This is a genomic window from Alkalihalobacillus sp. R86527 (assembly GCF_042466185.1).
Classification (GTDB): domain Bacteria; phylum Bacillota; class Bacilli; order Bacillales; family Guptibacillaceae; genus Guptibacillus.
This window is the reverse complement of record NZ_JAXHBW010000001.1, coordinates 3,401,475-3,423,510: the sequence shown is the minus strand read 5'-3', so window position 1 is coordinate 3,423,510 and position 22,036 is coordinate 3,401,475. Positions and strand designations below refer to the sequence as shown.

Genomic DNA, 22,036 nt, shown 5'->3' with positions numbered 1-22,036 from the left:
CTTCTTCATTAACATGTAAACCATAAAAAAAGACGAAAGGGAGCCATTATAGGCTTCCTTTTCGTCTTCTTTTAGGTATTTTAATAATAAGGATATCCGTAAGGTGGGTAGCCATAGTAAGGGTATGGGCGGTAATAAGGTATTAAACTAAGTGCAGCAATACCAGCAAGCGGGAAGAAGTACCTTCCGTAACGACGGTAACGTCGACGTCCGTACCCATACTGACGCTCTGTTTCTTCTTCTTCCACCTCTTGAGGTAGTAATAAAGAAACATGTTCACTGTCTGAGTCCATAATGATCCCTTCATACTCCATTCCATCACTCATTCGAACGTTAGCATGATAGTTATTATACTTCTTACATAGCTTCTTCATATCACCCGATAGTTCTTTCATAGCACCCTGAACCTGTGGATTCGGCATATTCGGTCCTTGCATAGCACCCTGAACTTGTGGATTTGGCATATTCGGTCCTTGCATAGCACCCTGAACTTGTGGATTCGGCATATTCGGTCCGTGCATAGTTCCCTGAACTTGCTGATTCGGCATGTTCGCTCCCTGCATAGCACCCTGTACGTGTTGGTTACCGTAAGGATTGTTGTACATGTTCATAAGCAAATTCCTCCTTTACATAACACAGGATATTCACCCAATTCCGAAACAGTTACAACTAACCAACGGGTAAATAGCCCAAATATTAAATTCTGAATCACTCCTTCTTGATATTTCCATAAAGAAAATATACGATAAGTTCAAATGACCTTATAAGGTGTAGGGGTGTAAGATGAAAGGCTATTATTTAACTAGATTAGAAATGGGAAAAATATTGCAATGTATTCGAAATCAAGAAAATCCATACGACATCTTGGTAGAGGCGTGGAAACGTACAGGAAGTAAGGGGGAGTTTGAAGATAATCACAACCTTCCTCCTATATTTCAAAAGCTTCTAAAAGCTGAAGAAAGGGCGATTGGTCTTTCTATAAACGAAATCGTCAGCCTTGGTAATCAAATTGAATATGCAAGCTTTCGTTCCACCGCTGTTCAAAATTGGGTGAAGAGGGATATAAAGGACTGGATTGGGTCTCCGCAACACGGGAAAAAATATTCGATCGAACAGGCAGCAATTTTATTCATTGTAGAGGATTTAAAGAATACACATGATTTTGAGAGTATTCGTTTGTTGTTGAAATTTGCGTTCAATAACCCTGCTGATCGAAATGATGATTTGATCAACCCGCTTATTTTCTATCACGCATATGCCTCTCTTTTTGAAGAGGTTCACTCAAATAACACTCTTTCAGCGGTGGTTATCAAAACGAAAGCGAAGGAACTGTGTTCAAATAGTGGCTTAACATCATTCCAGAGTGAAGCGATGGAAAGTCTTCTTATTTCATCGTCACTATCTGTTGAAGCTGCATACTTTCAAACAATGTCCAAACGTTATCTTGAGCGTGCACTACGTTAATTCTACGATCGTATAATTAAACCAGCTGACATCCGATGCAGATGCCAGCTGGTTTGACTTATTCTATCGTGAAATCAATTTTCTTCTTATAATTGTCCTCGCCTTCAACAGTAAGCCAGATCTCAAGAGTATAAGACCCACTTGATAGAGAATCAAGTGTTATAGTGTAATCCAACTTCTCAGCCTGTTTCACTTCAGCTATTTCCGTTTCTTTGATGAAACTTTTGTTAGCAGAATATGTTTTCAGAGATTCACCCTTTTCATTATAGAGCTTGTAGTCGTATTTCTGACTTGTTGGAAAAGTGATGGTTTGTACCTTTTCTGTTTGATTTTGAATGCGATAAGTAAAGATCGCTTTCCCATTATCTGTTGACTCCAATGTTAGTGATGGTTCCATTGAACCAGCAACAATACCAGATGATCCAGAAGATCCAGAAGTTGATTCAGAGGTAACTTCTTCGCTAACGTCATTTCCATTATTCGTTGAATTCATAGACTCATTCCCTTCTCCACATCCGGTTAACGTCATAAGTGCGATGCTACCTATAGCTACGTATTTAAACATATAATCACCCTTTTCTTAATTGGACGTCTTGAAACAGAAAAAGGTTACAAATATTATGAGAAAATTTGCGCAAATTATGAAAATGACCTTTTTTATAGGTATAATAACTAGAGAAGGAAGCATAGAAGGAGTTCGATAGAATGCAGTTATGGCAAGATATTCACTCTAAAGTTGAAGGGAGAACTGGTGAAGTACTAGGAAATGAACGTTTTTTTAAATTTGCAGTGTTTCTTCCTTTAATGGAAATAGATGGTGAGATCCACGTGTTGTTCGAAGTAAGAGCACATACTTTAAGAAGACAACCTGGAGAGGTATGTTTTCCGGGTGGGAAAGTTGATGAATCCGACGCTAGTCCATTACAAGCGGCTAAGAGGGAGACGTGCGAAGAGTTAGGGGTAACAGAAAAAGATCTCCGCGTAATTGGCGAGCTAGATTATCTTGTTTCGTCTTTTCAATCGATTGTCTATCCGTTCTTAGGAATAATTCGAAAAGATACGAAACGATCTCACAATCCTCAGGAGGTAGAAGAAGTATTTACAGTTCCTTTGAATTATTTCATAGCGAATCCTCCTGAACGCCACGATATTAAACTACATATGAAACCGGAAGACACGTTCCCTTTCCACCTTATTCCAAATGGTGAGCAATATAATTGGTCATCTTCTGTGATGCCGGAGTATTTCTATTACTTTGAGGATTACGTAATCTGGGGCATGACTGCAAGGATTCTTTATCATTTCATCCAACTTATCAACGATCATTAGTAAGACTTAAATGTATTGCCAGTTTAATAAATAATAGGTAAACTAGAAAAGGTCGATTCGTGTCGTATTTTTTCTAGTTTTTTGTGTTCCGTTTTTTTAATAAAGGCTGAAATAGACAGAAAGCCTTCATTAGAAACGAAAGAATTGGATGGAAGAAATACGTTTATATAGAAAATGCAAAAAACAGTTAGTAGGGGGATAATAATGCTTTTGATCATTTTTCTATTGCTCGCCGGTTCACTTGGCTTCTTTATTTACTCATATTTTGTAAACGATTATGCAAAGGAAGTTAAAGGGCAAGTTGATGATGTGTATATCAATTTGATGAGAGAGTTAAAGGTTGTAAAACAACGTACAGAACTACTTGAACGTCAAACGAAAATCGCTGATGGTGGTAGCAATGAGTAAGCAAGAAGCAAAGGGTATCGCTGTAGGTCTTTTAGTTGCTGCAGTCCTTCTCGGGGCTTATTATTTTATGTTTTCTAATGTTTTAGCAGAAGATAGCAAGAAGTCTACCGATGAATTGATTGAAGAGCAATTAAATGAAAAGAATATGGTGATGGTAAAGAAAGAAGAATACGAATCACTACAGGATTCACTGAAGAAATTAGAATCGATGCAAACCGCTAAAGAGCCAGCTGATGATAAAAAAGATGCCGAAGAAGAAAAGCCAAAACTTAAAAAGGTCGATTTCACCATTAAAGAGGGCATGACTAGCCAAGAAGTAGCGCAAAGTCTCGAAAGTCATAAGCTAGTGAAAAGTGCGGATGAATTCATAGATGTATTAAGGAAAAAAGGTAAAGAAACAGCTATTCAACCAGGTGATCATGAGCTAAATACTGAAATGACACCTGCTGAGATCATTACTGAAATAGCAAGATAATCAACCACTTTATAAGAGCTTGGTATGGCATGTTATGCCACCAAGCTCTTTTTGTATTTATAACAAGAGACTTTTCACTCTTTTATAAGATTCACTCGATAAGAAAAACGCATCTGTAGGTTCAGATGCGTTTGTTGTGACCTTAATCTATGACTATGTCTGTGTTCCTCTTAAATAGAGTAATTAAAAAAGTACTTATTCACTGAGAGAAGCTGCATTTGGAGATTGAGGGATTTGAATAGCTTCATAAAGGGAGTACGGTCCCACTTTTTCAAATCCAGTATTAAGGAAACTGACTTTATTGTAACCGAACTGTGATGCGGTTAGCATGATTGCCTCAAGGGTTTCCATAGCTTCTTCTTCAGAATTAAATTTACTATCTTCTGTGAAAGTTATCGTCGCCAGGCTGTCTCTTTTTTCAACAGAATCAATTGAAACATTTTCTGGAATCGAAGGAGAGTATGCGCTGTGTTCGCTATCACCATCCTTCATAAGTGAGAGTACACTTTCTAAGTCAGGTGCACTTTCACCATAGAGAGGAGATCCTTTTACAAGGTATCGACTGCCTGTGTTTGTTTCGAATAGAAAGTAAGGTGCAAGCTGTTCTTCGATGCTTTGTTCAGCAGGACCGAAATTTCCAAGCGTATATCCATTCTCACCGTTTGTTTTCCAAGTGATGTGTTTTACTCCAATACTATCTGCAAGCCACTTCGTGCTATTACGAATCAAGATGGATTCGTTCGATGACAAGCTGTCTCCAGGTGTTGGGAAGTCGATCACAAGAGTCTTCGATCCATCAACTGTTTCGACATCGATGGTAGCTTCAGCTAATGGTGATTGACCAAACCCTTTTCCGCTAGCATCAAATGAGGAGAGGATTTCATCAATTTGTTCTGATAGAGTTTGCTTACTATCAACATTAAACGTTAAAGGAATCAGAGCTAGACTTTCTTGATCAGGGAACGAGAGTACTATACTTTCGGTTCCAGTCTGCATGGCAGGGTTGTAATGATCAAATGTGGTACTATCTTCTGCAGCAAATCCTTTATCATTTTCTTCCGCTTTTCCGATTGGATCATCCACGATCTTTTTTTCTTCATCTAATGTTGCAGTCGTGGCACTTTCATTAGAAGACTGCTTGTCTGCAGAGGATTCTGTTAAAGCGCTCTCGGATTGGTCCTCAGGTTGGTCAAATAGACCAGGTAAAAGAAATAGAGATAAAATGACAACAGCTGCGGTTGCAAAGGATGGAATAACCCACGTTAAGCGTTTCTTACTTTTCTTCATGTTATTACCCCGTTCTTTCATTTTATTTTGAACTTGTTGATAGATCATTTCTTTACTTTGATGATCCTTTACTTCGGGCAATTTCGATAGCAGAGATTTTGTTTTGTCGCTCATTATAAAACCCCCTTTAAATTCGTCTTCGTATGGTCATCCAACAGTTCGCGAAGTGCCTTGATCGCACGATGTTGGGTGGTTTTCACTTTACTTACACTCCATTCCAGCACCTCAGCCGTTTCATTAACTGTGAATTCTTGAATGTAACGAAGAATAAGTACTTGTTGCTGGTCGAGAGTGCAGTTCTTCAAGCTATGGTAGATGGCCTGAACTTCTTCTTTTTGCATCACTATTTCTTCAGGGAGTGGTGTATCGTCTTTTGTATTTTGTTTATTGAATTCAAATTTACTTAGCCAGCGAGATGACCTTCGATTATGGGTTCGTAGATAATCGATTGCGACATTCCTAGCAATCGTTAACAGCCAAGTTTTTTCATTGCTTCTTTCTTCATATGAATGATAGGAGCGCAGTACTTTAATATAAACTTCTTGGACAAGCTCCTCAGCGACTGCACGGTTTTTTACCATATAGAATAAGAACTGGAATAATGTAGTGTGATAGTCGTTATACAGCCGATCAAATGTTTCATTCATTTTAATCCCTCCTCCTCCTATATAACAAAACGATATGCCTTACTAAAAGGTTACAGTAAGGTTGAAATTTCTTCAAAAAGACAAAGTGCTTTGGGATATGAGCTCTTTTCTGTAGAATGGGAATTAATACCTTTAGGAGAGGAGATTCACAATGCAGCAATCGTCAAAGCAAAAGGAATCCCCGTTTTTCTATGGATGGCTGATAGTTGCAGCAGCTGCCGTAGGTGTATTCTTTTCTGGTCCAGGGCAGACCTATGGGGTTTCTGTATTTATTGATCACTATATATCAGATTTTGGATGGAGTCGTTCACTCGTTTCTGGTATTTATTCGTCGGCCACGTTAGCGGCTGGCTTATTACTTTTTATAATTGGTAGAATGGTAGATAAATTTGGTCAGAGACGTATGATGCTGATCGTCGGTTCGCTACTCGCAGTAGCTTGTATATGGAACAGTTTTGTAGTGGGGCCCGTGATGTTATTTATCGGTTTTTTTATGCTACGTTTGTTTGGACAAGGGTCTATGACTCTTGTACCTAATACGCTAGTCCCACAATGGTTTATTCTTAAGCGAGGGAGAGCACTAAGCTTCATGGCAATAGGTGGTTTTTTGAGTTCTGCAACGTTCCCACCTCTAAACACATGGTTAATCTCTTCATTTGGTTGGGAAAATGCTTGGAGAATTCTGGGTGGTGCCATCCTCATTATTTTTCTGCCAGTGGTTTTCTTTTTGATTCGAAACAAGCCTGAGGACATCGGTTTGCTTCCTGATAATGCAATTTCTAAGAAGAGGCTTGCTAAAAGGAAGGAAGAGAAGATGGATGAGGAGGAAGAAGAAGGGTTTGAGACGAACTGGACAGTAAAGGAAGCTATGAGAACACGGGCTTTTTGGTTGATATTATTTTGTGTAAGTATTCCTGCACTCGTAAATACGGGGCTTACGTTTCATCTTTTTTCAATATTAGGGGAGCAAGGGGTTCCAGATCATACTGCCGCTCTAATCTTAAGTATAATGGCGATCGTTGGTTTTCCAGTAACGATGGTTTCTGGATTTATCCTTGAACGTGTGAACGTCCATATCGTGTTGGGACTATCTTTCATCGGACAGATTGCTTTTATTCTCTTATTAACTCAAGTGGATACCTATATTCTTGCTATCGTATTCGGTGTATTGTGGGGAATCATTGGGGGAATCGAGAGGATTACGCTTAATATTATTTGGCCTGATTACTTTGGAAGAGCGAACCTCGGAAGTATAAAAGGAATCGCTACTACTACCATGGTAATTGGTTCTGCATTTGGTCCTTTGCCTTTCGGTGTAGCTTACGATACGTTTGGAGGGTATACGGAGATTCTGTTACTTATCTTGATCTTTCCGATCCTCGGTACGATTGCAGCCTTCTTATCTCCACCTCCAAAGAAAACAGCATAACGATAAGCTCCTTCCAAATCATCGGAAGGAGCTTATTTATGGAACAATGAGCAGACGAGTACATCAAAATATTTTTGATGGAGAAAGATATGCTCTCTAAAACAGCCTTCTTTTTTGAAGCCAAGCTGCTTTAATCGTTTTACTGCTGATTCGTTGTCTTGAATTGTTTGGGCATAGATTTTGTGTAATCTCATTTTATTAAATCCAAAATCAATGATGGATTTTGCTGCTTCGATACCGTAACCTCCTCGCCAATATTCCCTAGCAAGAACAGCACCTATTTCAGCTTTGGACGACGTGCGATCCCAGTTTTGGAAGCCTGCGGTCCCGATTAATTGGTTGGTGCTTTTCAAGCGCACTGCAAAACGTATGGCATTTGTAGTGGCGATAGAGGAAGAATCTTTAAACGCATTGATGTAGTGAATAGCTTGCGTTCTCGTTTTCATGATTTCACCAGTATCATAATACGTAACAAGAGGGTCTCCGAAAACAGAAAGTAAAGGCTCGACATCCTTTGGATGGAGAGCAGTTAGTACTAAGCGTGATGTAATAAGCGTAGGGAATGTGTCCATGTTCTGCACCGTCCGTTTTTCTTATACTATATGCAGAACCATTCAAAGAGTGGTGGGCAACCATCTATGTGAAAGGAAGAACCAAGACTTCCTTTACGCTTCAGGGAAACGAATCGTAATATATTCCTTTAATAATTCACCTTGTTTCTGATTGTACTCATCTATTGATACAGAAGTATTCGCTAACTGATCGTCGAATAGCAATACATTTTCCCTGCGTTCTTCAAGACGCATTGTTGCAAATTGATATAAATAAGAGAAACCTGGTCGCGTCGCCGTTTCTAGAATGTAAGGCATCCTCATTGCTCCAGGGCGTCGTCTCCTGGCAAGAGCATCGATAATACCTGGAAGTGTACGAAACCCAAGTCCATGACCGAAGAAAGTGCCATCTCCCATATCTACAACATTCTCACCTTGCCATTCAGGAGTTAATGGATTAACATCAGGGTTTTTCACATAGCGTATATCTCCAGGAACGTATTGTGTTGGAATATTATGAATGATACGTAGGTCAGTATCATACTTCCATCCCCATAAACGAATATCCGCAAACAAGGTGTTGAATTTAGCAGGAGGTAGCATTCTTAAGGCAGCTTTGTACAATACGATAATCATTGCGGTGGCACATTCGAACGCATAAACCCTTCCATTTCGAAAGATATCGATAATTGCTTCGGAAGGAGGAATTCCTGGCTTTAGTTGAAACGCGCCATCAGGTAAGAGATCCCAAAACATTGGATTGCATCTTGATTTATAAAAGTCTGCGAACTGAGCCCCGCTATAATAAAGTTCCCGAGCACTTGCTGTAATAGCTGAACGAAATTGCATTTCAAATACAACTTCACTACGAGAACTGTATGTGTGGGGAAGCAAACTGGAAAGTAGAGCTTCTAGTACGTTACGCTCAAATTGATTATGAATCATACGTTCATCAAAGTCTTCAATCGTTGCTTCTTTACCTCCTATAAGTATCATGGTTTACCTCCTCAATCGATTGAACCTGCGCATCTAGAGGTCTTTTCAACCATTCTCTCCATTCTAATCGAGAATACTTTCTTAATTTATATGAAAAATCCCCAAGCATCTTTTGTGTTTCTGCAGGTAAAGCATGAAATGCATCGTGATTTCGGCTATTCTCTTGTTGTTCTTTGTATTTCATCATGTAATCAACACAGTAAGGTTCTAATTGAGCAGTCAACTCATAGCTATCTTCATTTAGAACGAGATAAGGGAGGTTTTCTTCATACCAGTTTCTAAAATGGTCATAAGGTTCATCTGCATCATCTAGTCCGGGAATAAAATGGAGTAGCTCCATCGCAAATTGCATTTCAACTTGGTCACCAGATACTAATCTTTCGCCAATCGGTAATAAACTACTGACGTTCTGTGAAGAGAAATAAGCCCAAGTTAAATAATGTGTTGGATGACCTTGGTGGTTTCTCTTAAACAATAATTCCGAAACAGCTGGAAGATCAGAAGGATCATGATAAATGGTTGTTAATAACCCTGCAGAACGATCTAACACAAAGCGGTATTTGGAATTCAAGTTTTCTTGTGCACCTGTGTCCACGATCCACCTTAAAACAGATTGAATGAGTTGAGGGGTTTCACATATCGAGTATGGGAACGGTGTAGCGGGAGAACGTTCTTTGGCTAGGATATCTTTTCGTAGTGCGAGTGCAACCTTATTTCTGTCTGATAAATACTTTGTTAAATGATTTGTAGTTATTAAAGATGAAAGGATATAAAGCGTTGGAAATGAAACTTCCTCACTGTTTACATGTGAGGCAGCAAGCTTATTATCTTGTTCGATGAGGGTAGTGAAATGACTCTTGAGAGCTTTTATTCCATTTATATTCCGAATCATCTCAAGTGAGCTGTTCATAGAATTTCCTCCTCTCATAAAGCTACTTTTATCAACCTATTCACCATTATTAGGATTCATCACTGAGAGAAATTGAAATTTCATCATTTCATCCTGAAACCTTTGAGAATAGCTTACGTCTACAAGAGTGAAAGGGAGAAATTTACAGAGTAAGAAAGGGGATTGACATGAGTAGAGGGGTCTACCGTATTGGGGTGAAATTCTTAGCTTCATTAATTGGAGTTTTGTTGCTTGGTGCACTTCCGGGTTTATTTAATGGCATGAAGCTTGATATTGGAGGTTATGTGGATCGGTTGATAGCTACGATACAGAAGCTTATTCACTATAAAGAACTCACGTTTAGAATAGGAAATAATCATTATGCTTTATTTCCTGAGCTTTTTACATATTTGACCTACTCCTTGGTTTTGTTGTTTAGCGCTTTACTAGTAGCTTTCTTAGTAGGGCTTGGTGCAGCTTATATCACGATTATGCTCCCAAGACCATTTCAACGAATCATAAAGCGCATATCATTTTTGTTTGAATCGTTACCAGATATTTTTATTATTGCATGTGTTCAGATTGGCGTGATTTGGTTCTATAAGAAGACAAGCATTCTTCTTGTAGATATTGTTTCTTATGAACGAATTTACACGTTACCTATACTCGTCCTATCGATTTTGCCAGCCTTACTGTTCTATCGAATTATGCTACATGTTTTTGAAGAAGAAGCAGAAAAGCCATATATCGAACTGGCTAAAACGAAAGGGTTAACTGGTACTGCACTCGTGTTTATACATATGTTTCGAAATGCCTTATTACCAATTTATTTTCATTCCAAATCAATCGTTTGGTTTGCACTTTCGAATTTATTCATTATGGAATACGTTTTTAATTTGAATGGAATCATCCGGTTTATTTATCGGCATCCGAATCCTGAAATATTTACGGCTAGCGCACTTCTTCTTTTTGTGCCGATTTTTATCATACTAGCACTCTACCAGCTACTTGCAGAACGCGTTTCAAAAGCAGAGGCATTGTAATTATGAGAGGGGGGATAAGAGATGCGAACTGTTCTTAAAAATCCAATGTTTCTTATTGGGATGCTTATTCTATTACTACTCTTTGGAGGGAGTGTTTACTATACTGTCGTCTATGATGACGAAATTCCGCAAACCTTTATGCTCTATAATGAGGATGGAAATTTAATCGATAAAGCTCCATTAACACCTAAACAAGTACAACCCTTTGGTACGGATAAGTTAGGCTATCACCTCTTTCATCAAATCATAATCGGTGCCAAATACACAATTGGAATCGCAATTCTAATAGCATGTATGAGGCTATCACTGTCGTTTGTAGCAGGAGTAATCTCGGGGACATTCACAAAGAAAACATCTAGAGTAACGTCTGGATTGGTTGACGCTATGCAGTATATCCCGATTTCTTTATTGAGTTATTTTATTTTACGAGGAGTATTAATGGAGAATGGGATGGAGGGCACATTTCAATATAACTTCTGGGAACGAGCCATTTTTGAAGTGATTATATTAACTGCTGTCGCTGTCCCAACAACCACCGTACTTATATCGAATGAAACGAACTCGTTATGGCAGAAGAGCTATATCGAAGGTGCTAGAATTCTTGGTGGTTCTAGGATGAGTATACTATTCAGGCACATCTTACCTCATTTGTGGCCAAGGTTGACGATTATATTCCTACAACAGTTGAACAACGTGTTCATTCTATTGCTCCATCTCGGATTATTGAAATTATTCTTTGGAGGGACACTTTTTTCTCCTGATCCAACGTTAGGAGATGAATATCGTTCCGTCTCCTCTGAGTGGTCAGGTCTAATTGGATCTACATATGAATTTCTCCCGTATAATACATGGATCCCTCTTATCCCGATCCTTTTCTTTGTGCTCGTTATCTTCTCAGTGAATATTGCTCTTGAAGGATATAAGCAGACTTTAGATCGACAGGCAGTAATAAAGCGAAGAAGAAAAGAAAAGGCATGTGTAACTGATGTGAGGAAGGTTTCAGCTAGTTCGTTTTATTTTATCAAGCAAGAGGATCAGAAATTTGAAGAACGAAAAGCTGTCAACAGATAGCCAAAAGCACAACCTTTAAGGTTGTGCTTTTGGTATTGAGCGTTATTAGTTTGTTGATAGCCAGTCGATGCTTGTGTCTTCTCTTGCTTTCGTCCCTTTCAATAAAATTGAATCCTGGTTGTCCCCAAAATAATTTTGTATAACGTATTCGTTTTCGGCTGTGATGAGAATATCGACTGAGTAGAAGCGCCATAGATCGCCAAGACCGTTATATTCCTCAATGTAGAGATGGGATAATAACTTCAGATAGATTTTAGCAGATTCTTTCATCTTCGCTTCTGACATCGTCTCAGGTACCATCAGTTCTAAATGAAGGGTCCTTCCTTTAGCGAAATAAGTGACATTAAGAATATCCGTGTCTCGCTTGGCTATTTCTGTAGAGCGTTTCATATATGCAGCGTTAATAGATGGTGAATCACGTTCTTCTTCGGCAGAGTTATTGTTCGTAGGAAACCACATTTCTGTTCCAGTTAATTGAAAAGTTGTTGTAACAAGTAATAAGAGACAAGCTGCGATTCCTACCCATTCTAGTACCATGCTCTTCTTTCTAGGGCGTCTGGAATAGTGCTGGATAAGAATGTTTTCGAGCATTTTTTCTTTTTTTGCTTCAGTAAAATGTTCTTTCTGGAACATTGCACTTTTCACCTGTTTTTTCATATCTTTTGTTTCCATGCTTTCGTTCACTCACTTTCTCCACCCAGGCTGGATTCAAGCAGGCGTCGGGCGCGATGCAGACGAGATTTAATCGTAGCTTCTTTTGTATCGAGAAGGTGGCTAATTTCTTTAATCGATAAATCCTCATGATAGAAAAGGATAAATGATTCACGGTATTTAATAGGAAGCTTCAATATTTCATTACGTAATTTTAAGGATTCTTCATTTTGTACGAGTAATAACTCTGGAGACGAATCATGGGATTTCATTAACTTAAGCATTGTACTAGGGACGATGTTTCTAAATGACCAGCTTCGCACGTAATCATGACAGCGATTAACCGCAATTCGATAGAGCCAATTTTTCAAGGAAGCTTCTCCACGATATGTATCAAGTTTGAGGAAGCAGGTGAGAAAAACCTCTTGAACGATGTCCTCCGCTTTGCCCCAATCCTTTACGTAAGTATAAGAAAGTCTAAGGATGGATTCACCAAATTGCGACATAAGCTTTTCAATTAGCTGTGTTTTTTGGACAGTTGTATATGAAGAAATTTCTTTTTGCTTTATTAAGTTAAGATCGATTTCATTCATCTTATCAGCCCTTTTAAAATCCTTTTTTCTTTTAAAGACGGTATTTATTACCAAAGGTTGCATGTATTTATAAGTATTTTTACAGAGGTGCCCCTTTTTCCTTTTTTAAATCGATATATTGAGGAAGGAAAAAAAGAATGAGGAGAGATGACAAATGATTATTATCGATGCAGGACATGGAGGAACAGATCCTGGTGCATGTGCGAAAGGAATAAAAGAAAAGGATTGGACATTAGAGGTATCATTGCATCAGCAGTTGTTTCTTAAGAATCTAGGAATTCAAACGATGCTAACAAGGACGGAAGATAAGGGTTTAACTCCTAGTAATCGTACAAATAAGGTCAAAAGTTCAGGGGGATCAATTTGTATCAGCAATCATTTCAATGCAGGGGGAGGAAAAGGTGCAGAAGTCATTCATTCCATCTATTCAGATGGAAAGCTTGCTACAGCAGCAGGTCATGCTTTAAAGGAAGCGGGTATGCCTTTACGACGAATATTCTCAAGGAAGGGAAGTGACAACCGCGATTATTACTATATGCACCGCTTAACCGGTTCAGTTGAGACGATTATAGTTGAATACGGTTTCTTAGATTCTATTGATGACATGGCAAGACTTCATACGCATTCCTTTCGTTTAAAGCTCGCTGAGTCAGTCGCACTTTCTGCTATAAAGTTTATGAAGCAGTCAAGATATGTGGTGCAAGCAGGCGCGTTTCAAGAAAAGAATCATGCACTAAGGCTTTGTAACGAATTAAAAGCGAAAGGATATGATGCAATCATCAAGCAGGAGGATTAAAAGACTTTTAGATCAAGAAGAAGTCAGGAAGTCCCTTTGCATTCTCATAAGAAAGTTTAAGGTTTTCTCTTTTTATAATGTTATTTTGTACTGTTGTCATCATGAATGTTTGGAGCGGAAATCAACATTCTCTATAATACAAAAGAGTCATGCAAGATGCATGACTCTTTCGTCGTTCTTATTTTAATAAATCAGGATTTTCGTTTTTAGCTCGTTTTACTTTCGTTTTGCGAACGCCACCGGCGATATCTGCTTTCTTAAATTCCTTAGCGTATGCGACTTCTTGTGCATCACTTAATTCAAAACCTTTTTCGTGTATCGGTTGATATTGAGAGTTCTTAGCCATAATGCTATTCCTCCTTGTAAGTATAAAGTAACTATCGGCTTATAATAATCGGTACCCTGTGAGAATTTGTGTTAAACATATAAGTCTAATTTTGTTATCAAACCAAGTTTTGTGGTAACTTATTAGTAAATGAATGTCGTCTAATAAATTGGAGGAACTATGAACCGAAAGAAATTAACCAATCTAATAATAGGAAGTTTACTCATAATAGTTGGAGCTCTTCTGCTAGGAAAGTATACGTATGTTCATGAAGAGCACATTGAACGAGGTGAGATCATAAGTAAAGAAAGCGAGCATCACGAATACTATGTGTTTGTTCAACCAGAGGGTGAAGGTGAAGCGAAAAAGCTTGTTGTGGAAGATGAACTCACGTGGAATTTAGTTAATGAAGGTGAATTGTACAACGTGGCTTATGCGTGGCACGGTTCAAAAGAACCGAAGATCGAAGAAATGGAAAAAGTGGAACGGGAATGAGCTCTGAGGGCACATTCTCGTTCTTTTTGTATCTATAACGTTCAATAGTTGTATAGTGAGAAGAAGTTGAATAAAAGAAGCATATGAGAAAAGACTCAGATGAAAGATGGAGACTGCTGGGCTTTTGTATCATTTTGATGAAGGTTATGATAAGTTATGTCGAATGTATGGTTTCTTGTTGTTTAAGTAATGTATAATTAAGTTAATTAAATCGGAAGGTGGTTCTTACGATGACGATTAGAAACTCTCAAAAAGAAAAGCTCGCCGTCGATCGATGTATGAAGCACTTAGAAGTCGTCAACGTTGAACCTAAAGTAAGACAGCTTATTTATATGTATATGACCTCTATTTACCGTGAAGCTTACGAAGAAGGATTATCCGATGCAGAACGACAGGAACAACATTCGGGATAATTATCAAAAACATATTGATTTCTTGCATGGTTTGGCTATACTGAATAGTAATATAAAAACGTCTATGCGAAAGAGAGTAGTGTTTGTTAAGGGATAAGCGATCCGGGGACGGTGTGAGCCTGGAGCCGAGGCATGCATGAACCGGACTTTCAAGATACTGTTCTGAACAAATAGAAGTAGGAATGGTCGGTTTTCCCCGTTACGGAATAAAAGTTGGCACTGGTGGTCGTAACCAGGCAATAAGAGTGGTACCGCGGAAAACTCCGTCTCTAATCGTAGAGGCGGAGTTTTTTTGTTTACTTAAGGAGGAGGATTTGATTTGGATTATAAAGGTGTCTTTGCAAATGAACTGTATCATGCGATTGAGAAGAAGGTTGAATACGAGAACATCATCAAACGTATTGAAAAACCAAGCCAAGAAAGTTATGGAGATTTTGCCTTTCCGTGTTTTGATCTTGCCAAAATAATGAGGCGATCTCCTCAGCAAATTGCTCAAGAATTAGCTGTGAAAATCACACATCCTCTGTTTGAAAAATGTGAGCCTGTTGGAGCCTACATTAATCTATACTTAGAAAAAAAAGAGGCTTCTTCCACAGTGATTGGTGAGGTTTTGGAGAGCGGAGAAACATACGGAACAAGCGAAGTTGGTGAAGGTGGGAAGGTTCCAATCGACATGTCTTCTCCGAATATTGCTAAGCCGTTTTCGATGGGGCATCTACGTTCAACTGTTATAGGAAATTCTTTAGCATTAATTTTAGCCAAGATAGGATATGAACCGATACGAATCAATCATCTTGGTGATTGGGGAACGCAGTTCGGTAAGTTGATCGCTGCATATTTAAAGTGGGGCGATGAAGCCAAAGTTCGCCAGAATACAATTAAAGAATTGCTAGCACTTTATATTAAATTTCATGAAGAAATAGAAAAAGACGCTACGCTAGAAGACGAAGGAAGAAGTTGGTTTAAGCGTCTTGAAGATGGCGGTCAGCAGGCGGTAACGTTATGGAAGTGGTTCAGGGAAGAATCCTTACAAGAGTTTAATCGCATCTATGAACTGATGGATATATCTTTTGATTCAACGAACGGAGAAGCATTCTACAATGATAAAATGGATCGCGTTGTACATCTACTCGATGACAAAGGATTGCTACAAGAGTCTGAAGGGGCTCTCGTCGTAGAAATGGATGATGATAACCTTCCTCCATGTTTGATAAAGAAGAAAGATGGAGCGACATTGTATGCGACGCGTGATTTGGCTGCAGCGATCTACCGTTATGAAACATTTGGATTCAGTCAGTCATTATACGTAGTAGGAAATGAACAAAGGTTACATTTTAAACAATTGATTGAGGTATTGAAGAAGCTAGAGTTTAATTGGGCAGATCACATGCATCATATTTCGTTTGGAATGATGTTAAAGGATGGTAAAAAGATGTCTACGAGGAAGGGGAAGGTTGTCCTCCTTGAAGAAGTGCTAGAGGAAGCGATTCAACTTGCTAAAGTAAATATCGAAACAAAAAATCCTTCTCTTATAAATAAAGATATCATTGCACAACATGTTGGCGTAGGAGCAGTTATGTTCCATGATTTAAAGAATGATCGTCGTAATGATATCGACTTCTCACTTGAGAGCATGCTGAGAGTAGAAGGAGAAACAGGCCCATACGTTCAATATACGAATGCTAGAGCATGTTCGATCTTACGCAAAGGGCATTATTCACAAGGCGAAATCCAGGGTGTTGATGATGAAAAAGCATGGCCAATCATTATGCTTCTTAATGACTTTCCTGAAGTCATTCAAAAAGCAGGCAGAGACTTTGATCCATCTCTAGTGGCAAAGTATGTAATCGACCTTTCACGCTCATTTAATAAATATTATGGTCAGGTGAGAATCCTTGATGATGAATATCAAAAAGTCGGAAGGCTGAACTTAGTTGCTGCAGTTTCTATCGTGCTAACAGAAGGTTTGAGACTACTTGGTTTACATGCGCCGCAAGAAATGTAAGAAACGCCGATCCATTATGGATCGGCGCTTTTTTTTATTAACCGGTATAGTCTGTATCCTCTAAAGATCCTTCAAACATGTTCTGCTCGTATTCATCGATTTTCTCTTCATATCGTTCATGTGATTCGTTGGGTATGACGCCTGTCGGTTTTCCATCAATGTCAGAAGTAATAAACGTTTCGATTTCTTCAACAAATCCATTCGGTTCATTCGATTCGACGTACATATTATCGTAATCCTTTTTAGGGTCGATGAAGTCGGATGGCGTTTCTGAAGTACCATAACTTGCAGCACGTTGCCACGAATCCTCAGAGTCGAAGAAGTTTGCATCCTTATTGTCGTTGTCGAATCTTCCGAAAGGTGGACTTAGCGTATCTTCTTCTGCAGGCCTATTTTGGGATGTTTGGTTGGAAGGAGAATGACCAACGCAAGTTACTGCAGTAGGCATCGCCTCAAGGCGCTCAAAAGCAATCTCTCTTCCGCATTCTTCACAAACACCATATTTACCCTGGTTGATTCTTTGTAGCGCACGGTTAAGCTCTGCTTTTTCTTGCTTTAAATGCTCATCTAAAGAGAGATCTTTCTCTCTCTCGAATAACTCTGTTCCTGTATCTCCAGGATGGTTATCATAATTGGATAGCTCTCCAGTTGATTGTTGAACAAAGGTTTGCGATAGACCAAAGTCTTCTTGTTCAAAATTTTCCTGTTGTTTAATTTCTGCTAAACGGTTCTTTATGATTGTCTTAAATGAACGAAGCTGATTGGTTGTCAGCATACATACAGCCTCCTTATTTATTATGGATATCTGTAGTATGTGGCAAAGAGAAACAAGCTACTTCTGAAAATAATTCCAAAGATAAAGAATCAATTCCATTTATTTGGAAAAAGTAATAATGTACAAGTCGTGGAGAAACTGGTGATAAGATGAAAAGAAAACTCTATCCTTTTGAAATTCTATTGTGGAGTATTGCGTTTCCAGGGTTTGGACAAATCCTTAATCGTGCTTATATACGCGGAGGTTTTTTTATCCTTCTCGAATTCATGATTAATGTGAAATCAAAACTAAATATGAACATCCTGTATAGCTTTCAAGGTAAGTCAGAGCTTGCAATCAGTGTGACAAACTATGAATGGGCGATGTTTTACCCTTGTGTGTATTTATTTGCAATCTATGAAAGTTATGTGATGGCGTTTGAGCGACTCAATATGCCTACTCCATCATATTTAACTCTCCCTTTTGTTTCAGCCGCATATTTTTCAACGATTGGAGTCATTTACTCGAATGTTTCTCTACCTATTCCACCTACATTTGTTCCTATCATAGGGATAGGAATAGGGGTGATGGTAGGTTTTGCCCTTCGTGCTTTGTTAATACAACGACGATCTAACTAAAACAGGCAGTGAAGAAGTTACTTCTTCACTGCCTGTTTTGGTTATACTTCTGTCATACGAAAATTAGCTGATTGTAACTCTTCATCGTCTTTTTCTCTTTCTCTTCGCGCCCATTGGAAGAAGATATAGCCTAGAGCAGAACCATAGGAAATCTCTTGAATGATTTTCATAATGATTCCACCTAATTGCTGGTCTTCCATGATACCGAGTGGCTTGAATTGAGCAAATAGCTCGGGAGGTACTACGGTGCCACCAGGGACACAGTACCCCATTGCTGTTGCCCATACTGTTGGGTCTGTATAAGTAGAATACAGTGGTGTAGAAGCGAAAATAATCAATGCACAGGCAGGTGTTAACAGAACACCATCCGCAAAGATATATCCAAGTTTTTTTACTCCAGATAGCGTATCATACTCTGGAATCGGACAAACAAGCGGCCACCACATTGCAAACGCTGATAAAATCAGAGCAATTTTATAAATATCTTGAGCTGTATAGTGGGTCATCAAGTAGTCAAAAATTTCAGGGATATGATAAAAAGAAAATAGCCCGTTAAATAAGAGAAGCGATATAATTGGAAATGTAAAGAACTTCACTAGTTTGTGCACAACTTTAATGTTGAGTATTGGTCTTAATACCCATGCTGGAGTACCGATGATCATCAATGGCGGAGCGATTAAATAAACAAGCGCCATCTCAGTCATATGGATACTTAAGAGTAAATGTCCCATTAAGGACAATGGTCCTCCAAAACCAATATAGAGAATAAATACGCCTAAAAGAAAGAACAGCTTCTTGTACAATGGGAAAGGAGCTGCATCTTTGAATGAATTCTTCCATGGCCCTGTTAGTAATAAGTAGAGAATCGCCACAAAAATGGCTCCTACCATTAACCCAGGACTCCATAGAGCACTAAAGGAAAACGTGCTCGATAATTGTTCCCACATAAGGAACACCTCCATCTATATTTCATAAGCCAGTAAGTAGTAAATCAACATACCCATCATACCATATCTTACGAAAATCTCATTAGTTAGCAGTGTCTACCAATATTGTAAGAAGGAATGTAGCGAAATACAACAATCCCTCAAAGGAATGTGTGAAGGAACCGTGACATTCTTACATTTAGTTGACAGTAGAATGAAGCATCACATAGAATGACAACAGGATGATACATGAACGTATATTCATATAAAATGGAGGGGGATTTATGGATAATCAAGAACAAGACGTTATCCTTGAGCACCTGGATCTTGACGAAGAAACATTATTTATCGTGTCACAAACGTTTAAAGCTCTAGGCGATCCTACTCGAATTCGGATATTGAATCTCCTAGCCGATCATGAATGTTCCGTAAGTGAAATAGCGGAAGGTCTCCAGTTATCTCAATCAACCGTTTCACATCAGCTGCGTTTTTTGAAGAATTTAAGACTTGTAAAGTTTCGTAGGGCAGGAACAAGCATTTATTATTCACCAGATGATAAACATGTGATGGCTCTTTTGAGTCAGGCTATCAATCATGCATGCCATGATTAATGAACAATCCTAAAAAAAGTTCGGAAACGTTCATAAAATTGAATGTTGAATGAAGATAGTCAACGTTATAATGTGGGTAGCAAGTTCGAGAGGGGAATAAGAATGTTAACTAAAATTAAGCAGCATAAAACAGAATCAGCTGTTATTTTCTTTGCGTTTATTCTGCCCTTTATAACGATGGTAGTGATAGGTGCATTATCGATCTATTTATCTTATAGTGGTTAAGAGAATAACATTGTTTTTGTAGGAAGGTGGACGAGATGATGGACATTGGATCGATTTTGGTCGTCATGTCGACGGTACTCTTCTTTGTGGTTTTTGGTCTGTTTGGTTTCTTTCTATATATGATGAAACGAAAAGAAAGAAAGGTAGAGAGTCAAAAGGAGATGCCTGAGAATGAGGAGTAAAAATATTCGATTGCTAATCATATTACTTATAATCAGCGCAGTATGGGGAGTCGCCTACTGGGTCTGGGCATTTGGTAATGTATAAGAGGACTTTTCCAAAGAGGAAGGTCTTTTTTTTATGTTAGAAAAGTTTTGAGAGAAGGTATACATAATAAAGGCGAACGGTATGTCAATTTATCGAAAAGAGGGATAAGATGGGACACCACCATCAACACCATTCTGTTAAAAATATTAAGACGGCATTTTTTCTAAATTTTGGTTTTACAATCATTGAGATCATAGGTGGCCTATTAACAAATAGTATGGCGATTTTGTCTGACGCCCTTCATGATTTAGGAGACTCTCTGTCACTAGGAATATCTTGGTATCTCCAAAAGAAATCGAACAACAAGGGAAGCAATGCGACGTTCAGCTTTGGATATAAACGATTCTCTCTTCTTGGGGCTTTAATCAACAGCATTATCTTAATCGGAGGATCACTCTTTATCTTGACTCAGGCAGTTCCGCGTCTCCTCGATCCTGAGCCAGTTCAGGCTAGTGGCATGCTGGTTCTTGCTATTCTTGGGATTATTGTTAATGGGGCGGCAGTTCTTAAATTGAGAAGTGGAAAATCCATGAATGAAAAAGTTGTGACCTGGCATCTCCTTGAGGACGTACTTGGTTGGGTAGCAGTATTGATCGTGAGCATTGTATTGATGTTTAAGAATATACCGATTCTTGATCCGATTCTTTCAATCATGATTACGGTTTATGTCTTAATTAATGTGGTCAAGAACCTAAAAAAAACAGTCATGATTTTCTTGGACGCTGTACCTGAAGGTGTGGACTTCCAAGAAATAACAAATAAGATTTCAGCTCTACCAGGCATTATCTCTACCCATCATACTCATCTATGGTCATTAGACGGTGAACAGCACGTCTTAAGTACACATATTGTTGTGGAAGAATCACTTGAAAAAGCGGAGATCATTAACTTAAAGAAACGAATACAAGAATTTGTAGAGGAGCTTAATTTAGAGCACCTAACAATACAAGTTGATTATCAAGACGAAAATTGTCTGATGGAAGAATCGGCATCAGACGATCGTTAGAAATAAACAGCCTCTTAACAAATAAGATAGTAAAGGTGGGGGGTCAAGTTGACAACCATCTTTATCTTTCTTATTATCATATTAGATTATACGTTTAAACTTTTGAACGGATGTGGATTCCTATGAATAATGAAATGGAACATAACGGTGCGATTGAACTTTTTCGTAAAAGCACTCCGATCTTTCAAGCACTAGGTGATCCCTATAGACAGGATATCATTATGCTTTTAAGTAATCATGATCGGTTGAGTGTAAATGAAATCACTGAGAAATCAAAACTATCAAGGCCAGCGATTTCTCATCATTTGAAAATCCTGCGTGAGGTAGGACTGGTAGCTGCGTCTAAACAAGGTACGACCCGTTTCTATTCACTTCAGTTAGAGGATAGTGTAGCCATATTAAAACACTTGTTAGAAAAAGTAGAAGAAGCTTGCTTTTAGTCTTCTTCTTTTTAAAACTTTAATGTTCAAAGGTTTAAACTAATCGAAATAATGAAGAAATATACGTTGAGACTGCACTAATTCCTGTAACATCTGATGCATTAGGATATGAGTTTGCAAAACGAATGACGAAAGATAACGTCGGTTTTTTATTTCTTATGGTGATCTGGGCACAGGTTCCTACGGTTAATTCAAATTGGACTTCATACTTGTTTACTGCGACTTTATGAGTGTGATTTCGAGATGCTTGTCGAATTCTTGTGTAAATCGATTAGGGGTTGACGACCTGATCATTAGCGAAA

The 22,036-nt window shown here is 38.5% G+C and carries 29 protein-coding genes and 1 other annotated feature; of the genes, 17 read left to right on the top strand and 12 right to left on the bottom strand.

Annotation, left to right across the window (positions count from 1 at the left end; all coding sequences use genetic code 11):
* Positions 1 to 80 precede the first annotated feature (80 nt).
* Entirely contained in the window at positions 81 to 611 is a 531-nt protein-coding gene (locus SJY16_RS17820; protein ID WP_377891302.1) for a hypothetical protein, read from the bottom strand.
* A gap of 172 nt (positions 612 to 783) precedes the next feature.
* Here SJY16_RS17820 and SJY16_RS17815 point away from each other — a divergent pair, with 172 nt between their 5' ends.
* Positions 784 to 1,464, top strand: a complete 681-nt coding sequence (locus tag SJY16_RS17815) for a DUF1836 domain-containing protein (protein ID WP_377891300.1) — start codon at positions 784 to 786, stop codon at positions 1,462 to 1,464.
* Positions 1,465 to 1,522: 58 nt separating this feature from the next.
* On the opposite strand, the gene SJY16_RS17810 is transcribed toward SJY16_RS17815, so the two are convergent.
* Complete coding sequence (locus SJY16_RS17810) at positions 1,523 to 2,029, bottom strand: BsuPI-related putative proteinase inhibitor (RefSeq protein WP_377891298.1); 507 nt, start codon at positions 2,027 to 2,029, stop codon at positions 1,523 to 1,525.
* Between the two features lie 140 nt (positions 2,030 to 2,169).
* On the opposite strand from SJY16_RS17810, the gene SJY16_RS17805 reads away from it, so the two are divergent.
* From SJY16_RS17805 to SJY16_RS17795, 3 genes are all read left to right on the top strand, one after another.
* Positions 2,170 to 2,793: an NUDIX hydrolase gene (locus SJY16_RS17805; protein ID WP_377891297.1), complete on the top strand. Its 624-nt coding sequence runs from the start codon at positions 2,170 to 2,172 to the stop codon at positions 2,791 to 2,793.
* Between the two features lie 204 nt (positions 2,794 to 2,997).
* Entirely contained in the window at positions 2,998 to 3,201 is a 204-nt protein-coding gene (locus SJY16_RS17800) for a hypothetical protein (RefSeq protein ID WP_224884582.1), read from the top strand.
* A complete protein-coding gene (locus SJY16_RS17795; RefSeq protein ID WP_377891295.1) occupies positions 3,194 to 3,676 on the top strand; it encodes an endolytic transglycosylase MltG in 483 nt (160 codons plus the stop codon). The genes SJY16_RS17800 and SJY16_RS17795 overlap by 8 nt, the downstream gene beginning before the upstream one ends.
* A gap of 195 nt (positions 3,677 to 3,871) precedes the next feature.
* On the opposite strand, the gene SJY16_RS17790 is transcribed toward SJY16_RS17795, so the two are convergent.
* Positions 3,872 to 5,077 (bottom strand): GerMN domain-containing protein, encoded by a 1,206-nt coding sequence (locus SJY16_RS17790; RefSeq protein WP_377891293.1) that lies wholly within the window; start codon positions 5,075 to 5,077, stop codon positions 3,872 to 3,874.
* Positions 5,077 to 5,610: an RNA polymerase sigma factor SigX gene (locus SJY16_RS17785; protein ID WP_377891292.1), complete on the bottom strand. Its 534-nt coding sequence runs from the start codon at positions 5,608 to 5,610 to the stop codon at positions 5,077 to 5,079. The genes SJY16_RS17790 and SJY16_RS17785 overlap by 1 nt, the downstream gene beginning before the upstream one ends.
* Before the next feature lie 151 nt (positions 5,611 to 5,761).
* Here SJY16_RS17785 and SJY16_RS17780 point away from each other — a divergent pair, with 151 nt between their 5' ends.
* Positions 5,762 to 7,039, top strand: coding sequence for an MFS transporter (locus SJY16_RS17780; RefSeq protein ID WP_377891290.1), 1,278 nt, complete (start codon positions 5,762 to 5,764; stop codon positions 7,037 to 7,039).
* Between the two features lie 32 nt (positions 7,040 to 7,071).
* Here the strand turns inward: SJY16_RS17780 and SJY16_RS17775 are convergent, their stop codons facing one another.
* The 3 genes from SJY16_RS17775 to SJY16_RS17765 form a co-directional block, all read right to left on the bottom strand.
* Positions 7,072 to 7,611 (bottom strand): GNAT family N-acetyltransferase, encoded by a 540-nt coding sequence (locus tag SJY16_RS17775; protein ID WP_377891288.1) that lies wholly within the window; start codon positions 7,609 to 7,611, stop codon positions 7,072 to 7,074.
* 93 nt (positions 7,612 to 7,704) lie between these two features.
* Positions 7,705 to 8,586 carry a protein-glutamine gamma-glutamyltransferase gene (locus SJY16_RS17770; RefSeq protein WP_377891287.1) on the bottom strand — a complete coding sequence of 294 codons (882 nt, stop codon included), beginning with the start codon at positions 8,584 to 8,586 and terminating at the stop codon, positions 7,705 to 7,707.
* The gene (locus SJY16_RS17765; RefSeq protein ID WP_377891285.1) at positions 8,567 to 9,496 is read right to left on the bottom strand and encodes a hypothetical protein; all 930 of its coding nucleotides are present in this window, start codon (positions 9,494 to 9,496) and stop codon (positions 8,567 to 8,569) included. Before SJY16_RS17765 ends, SJY16_RS17770 begins: the two co-directional genes overlap by 20 nt.
* A gap of 167 nt (positions 9,497 to 9,663) precedes the next feature.
* On the opposite strand from SJY16_RS17765, the gene SJY16_RS17760 reads away from it, so the two are divergent.
* Positions 9,664 to 10,518, top strand: a complete 855-nt coding sequence (locus tag SJY16_RS17760) for an ABC transporter permease subunit (RefSeq protein WP_377891283.1) — start codon at positions 9,664 to 9,666, stop codon at positions 10,516 to 10,518.
* A gap of 21 nt (positions 10,519 to 10,539) precedes the next feature.
* A complete protein-coding gene (locus SJY16_RS17755) occupies positions 10,540 to 11,589 on the top strand; it encodes an ABC transporter permease (protein ID WP_377891282.1) in 1,050 nt (349 codons plus the stop codon).
* Positions 11,590 to 11,634: 45 nt separating this feature from the next.
* On the opposite strand, the gene SJY16_RS17750 is transcribed toward SJY16_RS17755, so the two are convergent.
* Positions 11,635 to 12,273 carry a hypothetical protein gene (locus tag SJY16_RS17750; protein ID WP_377891280.1) on the bottom strand — a complete coding sequence of 213 codons (639 nt, stop codon included), beginning with the start codon at positions 12,271 to 12,273 and terminating at the stop codon, positions 11,635 to 11,637.
* Positions 12,270 to 12,833: a sigma-70 family RNA polymerase sigma factor gene (locus tag SJY16_RS17745; RefSeq protein WP_377891278.1), complete on the bottom strand. Its 564-nt coding sequence runs from the start codon at positions 12,831 to 12,833 to the stop codon at positions 12,270 to 12,272. Before SJY16_RS17745 ends, SJY16_RS17750 begins: the two co-directional genes overlap by 4 nt.
* Before the next feature lie 154 nt (positions 12,834 to 12,987).
* Between SJY16_RS17745 and SJY16_RS17740 the strand changes: the two genes are divergently transcribed.
* Positions 12,988 to 13,629: an N-acetylmuramoyl-L-alanine amidase gene (locus SJY16_RS17740; RefSeq protein ID WP_377891276.1), complete on the top strand. Its 642-nt coding sequence runs from the start codon at positions 12,988 to 12,990 to the stop codon at positions 13,627 to 13,629.
* Between the two features lie 178 nt (positions 13,630 to 13,807).
* On the opposite strand, the gene SJY16_RS17735 is transcribed toward SJY16_RS17740, so the two are convergent.
* A complete protein-coding gene (locus SJY16_RS17735; RefSeq protein WP_377891274.1) occupies positions 13,808 to 13,975 on the bottom strand; it encodes a YfhE family protein in 168 nt (55 codons plus the stop codon).
* 159 nt (positions 13,976 to 14,134) lie between these two features.
* Between SJY16_RS17735 and SJY16_RS17730 the strand changes: the two genes are divergently transcribed.
* The 3 genes from SJY16_RS17730 (at position 14,135) to argS (ending at position 16,867) form a co-directional block, all read left to right on the top strand.
* On the top strand, positions 14,135 to 14,449 hold the full coding sequence (locus SJY16_RS17730) for a hypothetical protein (protein WP_377891272.1): 315 nt from the start codon (positions 14,135 to 14,137) through the stop codon (positions 14,447 to 14,449).
* Between the two features lie 230 nt (positions 14,450 to 14,679).
* Positions 14,680 to 14,862 carry a hypothetical protein gene (locus tag SJY16_RS17725; protein WP_377891271.1) on the top strand — a complete coding sequence of 61 codons (183 nt, stop codon included), beginning with the start codon at positions 14,680 to 14,682 and terminating at the stop codon, positions 14,860 to 14,862.
* A gap of 55 nt (positions 14,863 to 14,917) precedes the next feature.
* Positions 14,918 to 15,136, top strand: a binding site (T-box leader).
* Positions 15,137 to 15,181: 45 nt separating this feature from the next.
* A complete protein-coding gene (gene argS / locus SJY16_RS17720; RefSeq protein WP_377891270.1) occupies positions 15,182 to 16,867 on the top strand; it encodes an arginine--tRNA ligase in 1,686 nt (561 codons plus the stop codon).
* Positions 16,868 to 16,904: 37 nt separating this feature from the next.
* Here argS and SJY16_RS17715 read toward each other — a convergent pair whose 3' ends face one another.
* Positions 16,905 to 17,642: a TraR/DksA C4-type zinc finger protein gene (locus tag SJY16_RS17715; protein ID WP_377891268.1), complete on the bottom strand. Its 738-nt coding sequence runs from the start codon at positions 17,640 to 17,642 to the stop codon at positions 16,905 to 16,907.
* 149 nt (positions 17,643 to 17,791) lie between these two features.
* On the opposite strand from SJY16_RS17715, the gene SJY16_RS17710 reads away from it, so the two are divergent.
* Complete coding sequence (locus tag SJY16_RS17710) at positions 17,792 to 18,259, top strand: hypothetical protein (protein WP_377891266.1); 468 nt, start codon at positions 17,792 to 17,794, stop codon at positions 18,257 to 18,259.
* A 41-nt stretch (positions 18,260 to 18,300) separates the two neighbouring features.
* Here the strand turns inward: SJY16_RS17710 and ctaG are convergent, their stop codons facing one another.
* Positions 18,301 to 19,206 (bottom strand): cytochrome c oxidase assembly factor CtaG, encoded by a 906-nt coding sequence (gene ctaG, locus SJY16_RS17705; RefSeq protein ID WP_377891265.1) that lies wholly within the window; start codon positions 19,204 to 19,206, stop codon positions 18,301 to 18,303.
* A gap of 263 nt (positions 19,207 to 19,469) precedes the next feature.
* On the opposite strand from ctaG, the gene SJY16_RS17700 reads away from it, so the two are divergent.
* The 5 genes from SJY16_RS17700 to SJY16_RS17680 all read left to right on the top strand — a co-directional run bounded on the left by SJY16_RS17700 (position 19,470) and on the right by SJY16_RS17680 (position 21,734).
* Complete coding sequence (locus SJY16_RS17700; protein WP_377891263.1) at positions 19,470 to 19,796, top strand: ArsR/SmtB family transcription factor; 327 nt, start codon at positions 19,470 to 19,472, stop codon at positions 19,794 to 19,796.
* Between the two features lie 102 nt (positions 19,797 to 19,898).
* Positions 19,899 to 20,021 (top strand): hypothetical protein, encoded by a 123-nt coding sequence (locus SJY16_RS17695; protein ID WP_377891261.1) that lies wholly within the window; start codon positions 19,899 to 19,901, stop codon positions 20,019 to 20,021.
* A gap of 35 nt (positions 20,022 to 20,056) precedes the next feature.
* Positions 20,057 to 20,203, top strand: coding sequence for a hypothetical protein (locus tag SJY16_RS17690; protein WP_377891260.1), 147 nt, complete (start codon positions 20,057 to 20,059; stop codon positions 20,201 to 20,203).
* Positions 20,204 to 20,397: 194 nt separating this feature from the next.
* Positions 20,398 to 21,294 (top strand): cation diffusion facilitator family transporter, encoded by an 897-nt coding sequence (locus tag SJY16_RS17685; RefSeq protein WP_377891259.1) that lies wholly within the window; start codon positions 20,398 to 20,400, stop codon positions 21,292 to 21,294.
* Between the two features lie 122 nt (positions 21,295 to 21,416).
* Entirely contained in the window at positions 21,417 to 21,734 is a 318-nt protein-coding gene (locus tag SJY16_RS17680) for an ArsR/SmtB family transcription factor (RefSeq protein WP_377891257.1), read from the top strand.
* Positions 21,735 to 22,036 lie beyond the last annotated feature (302 nt).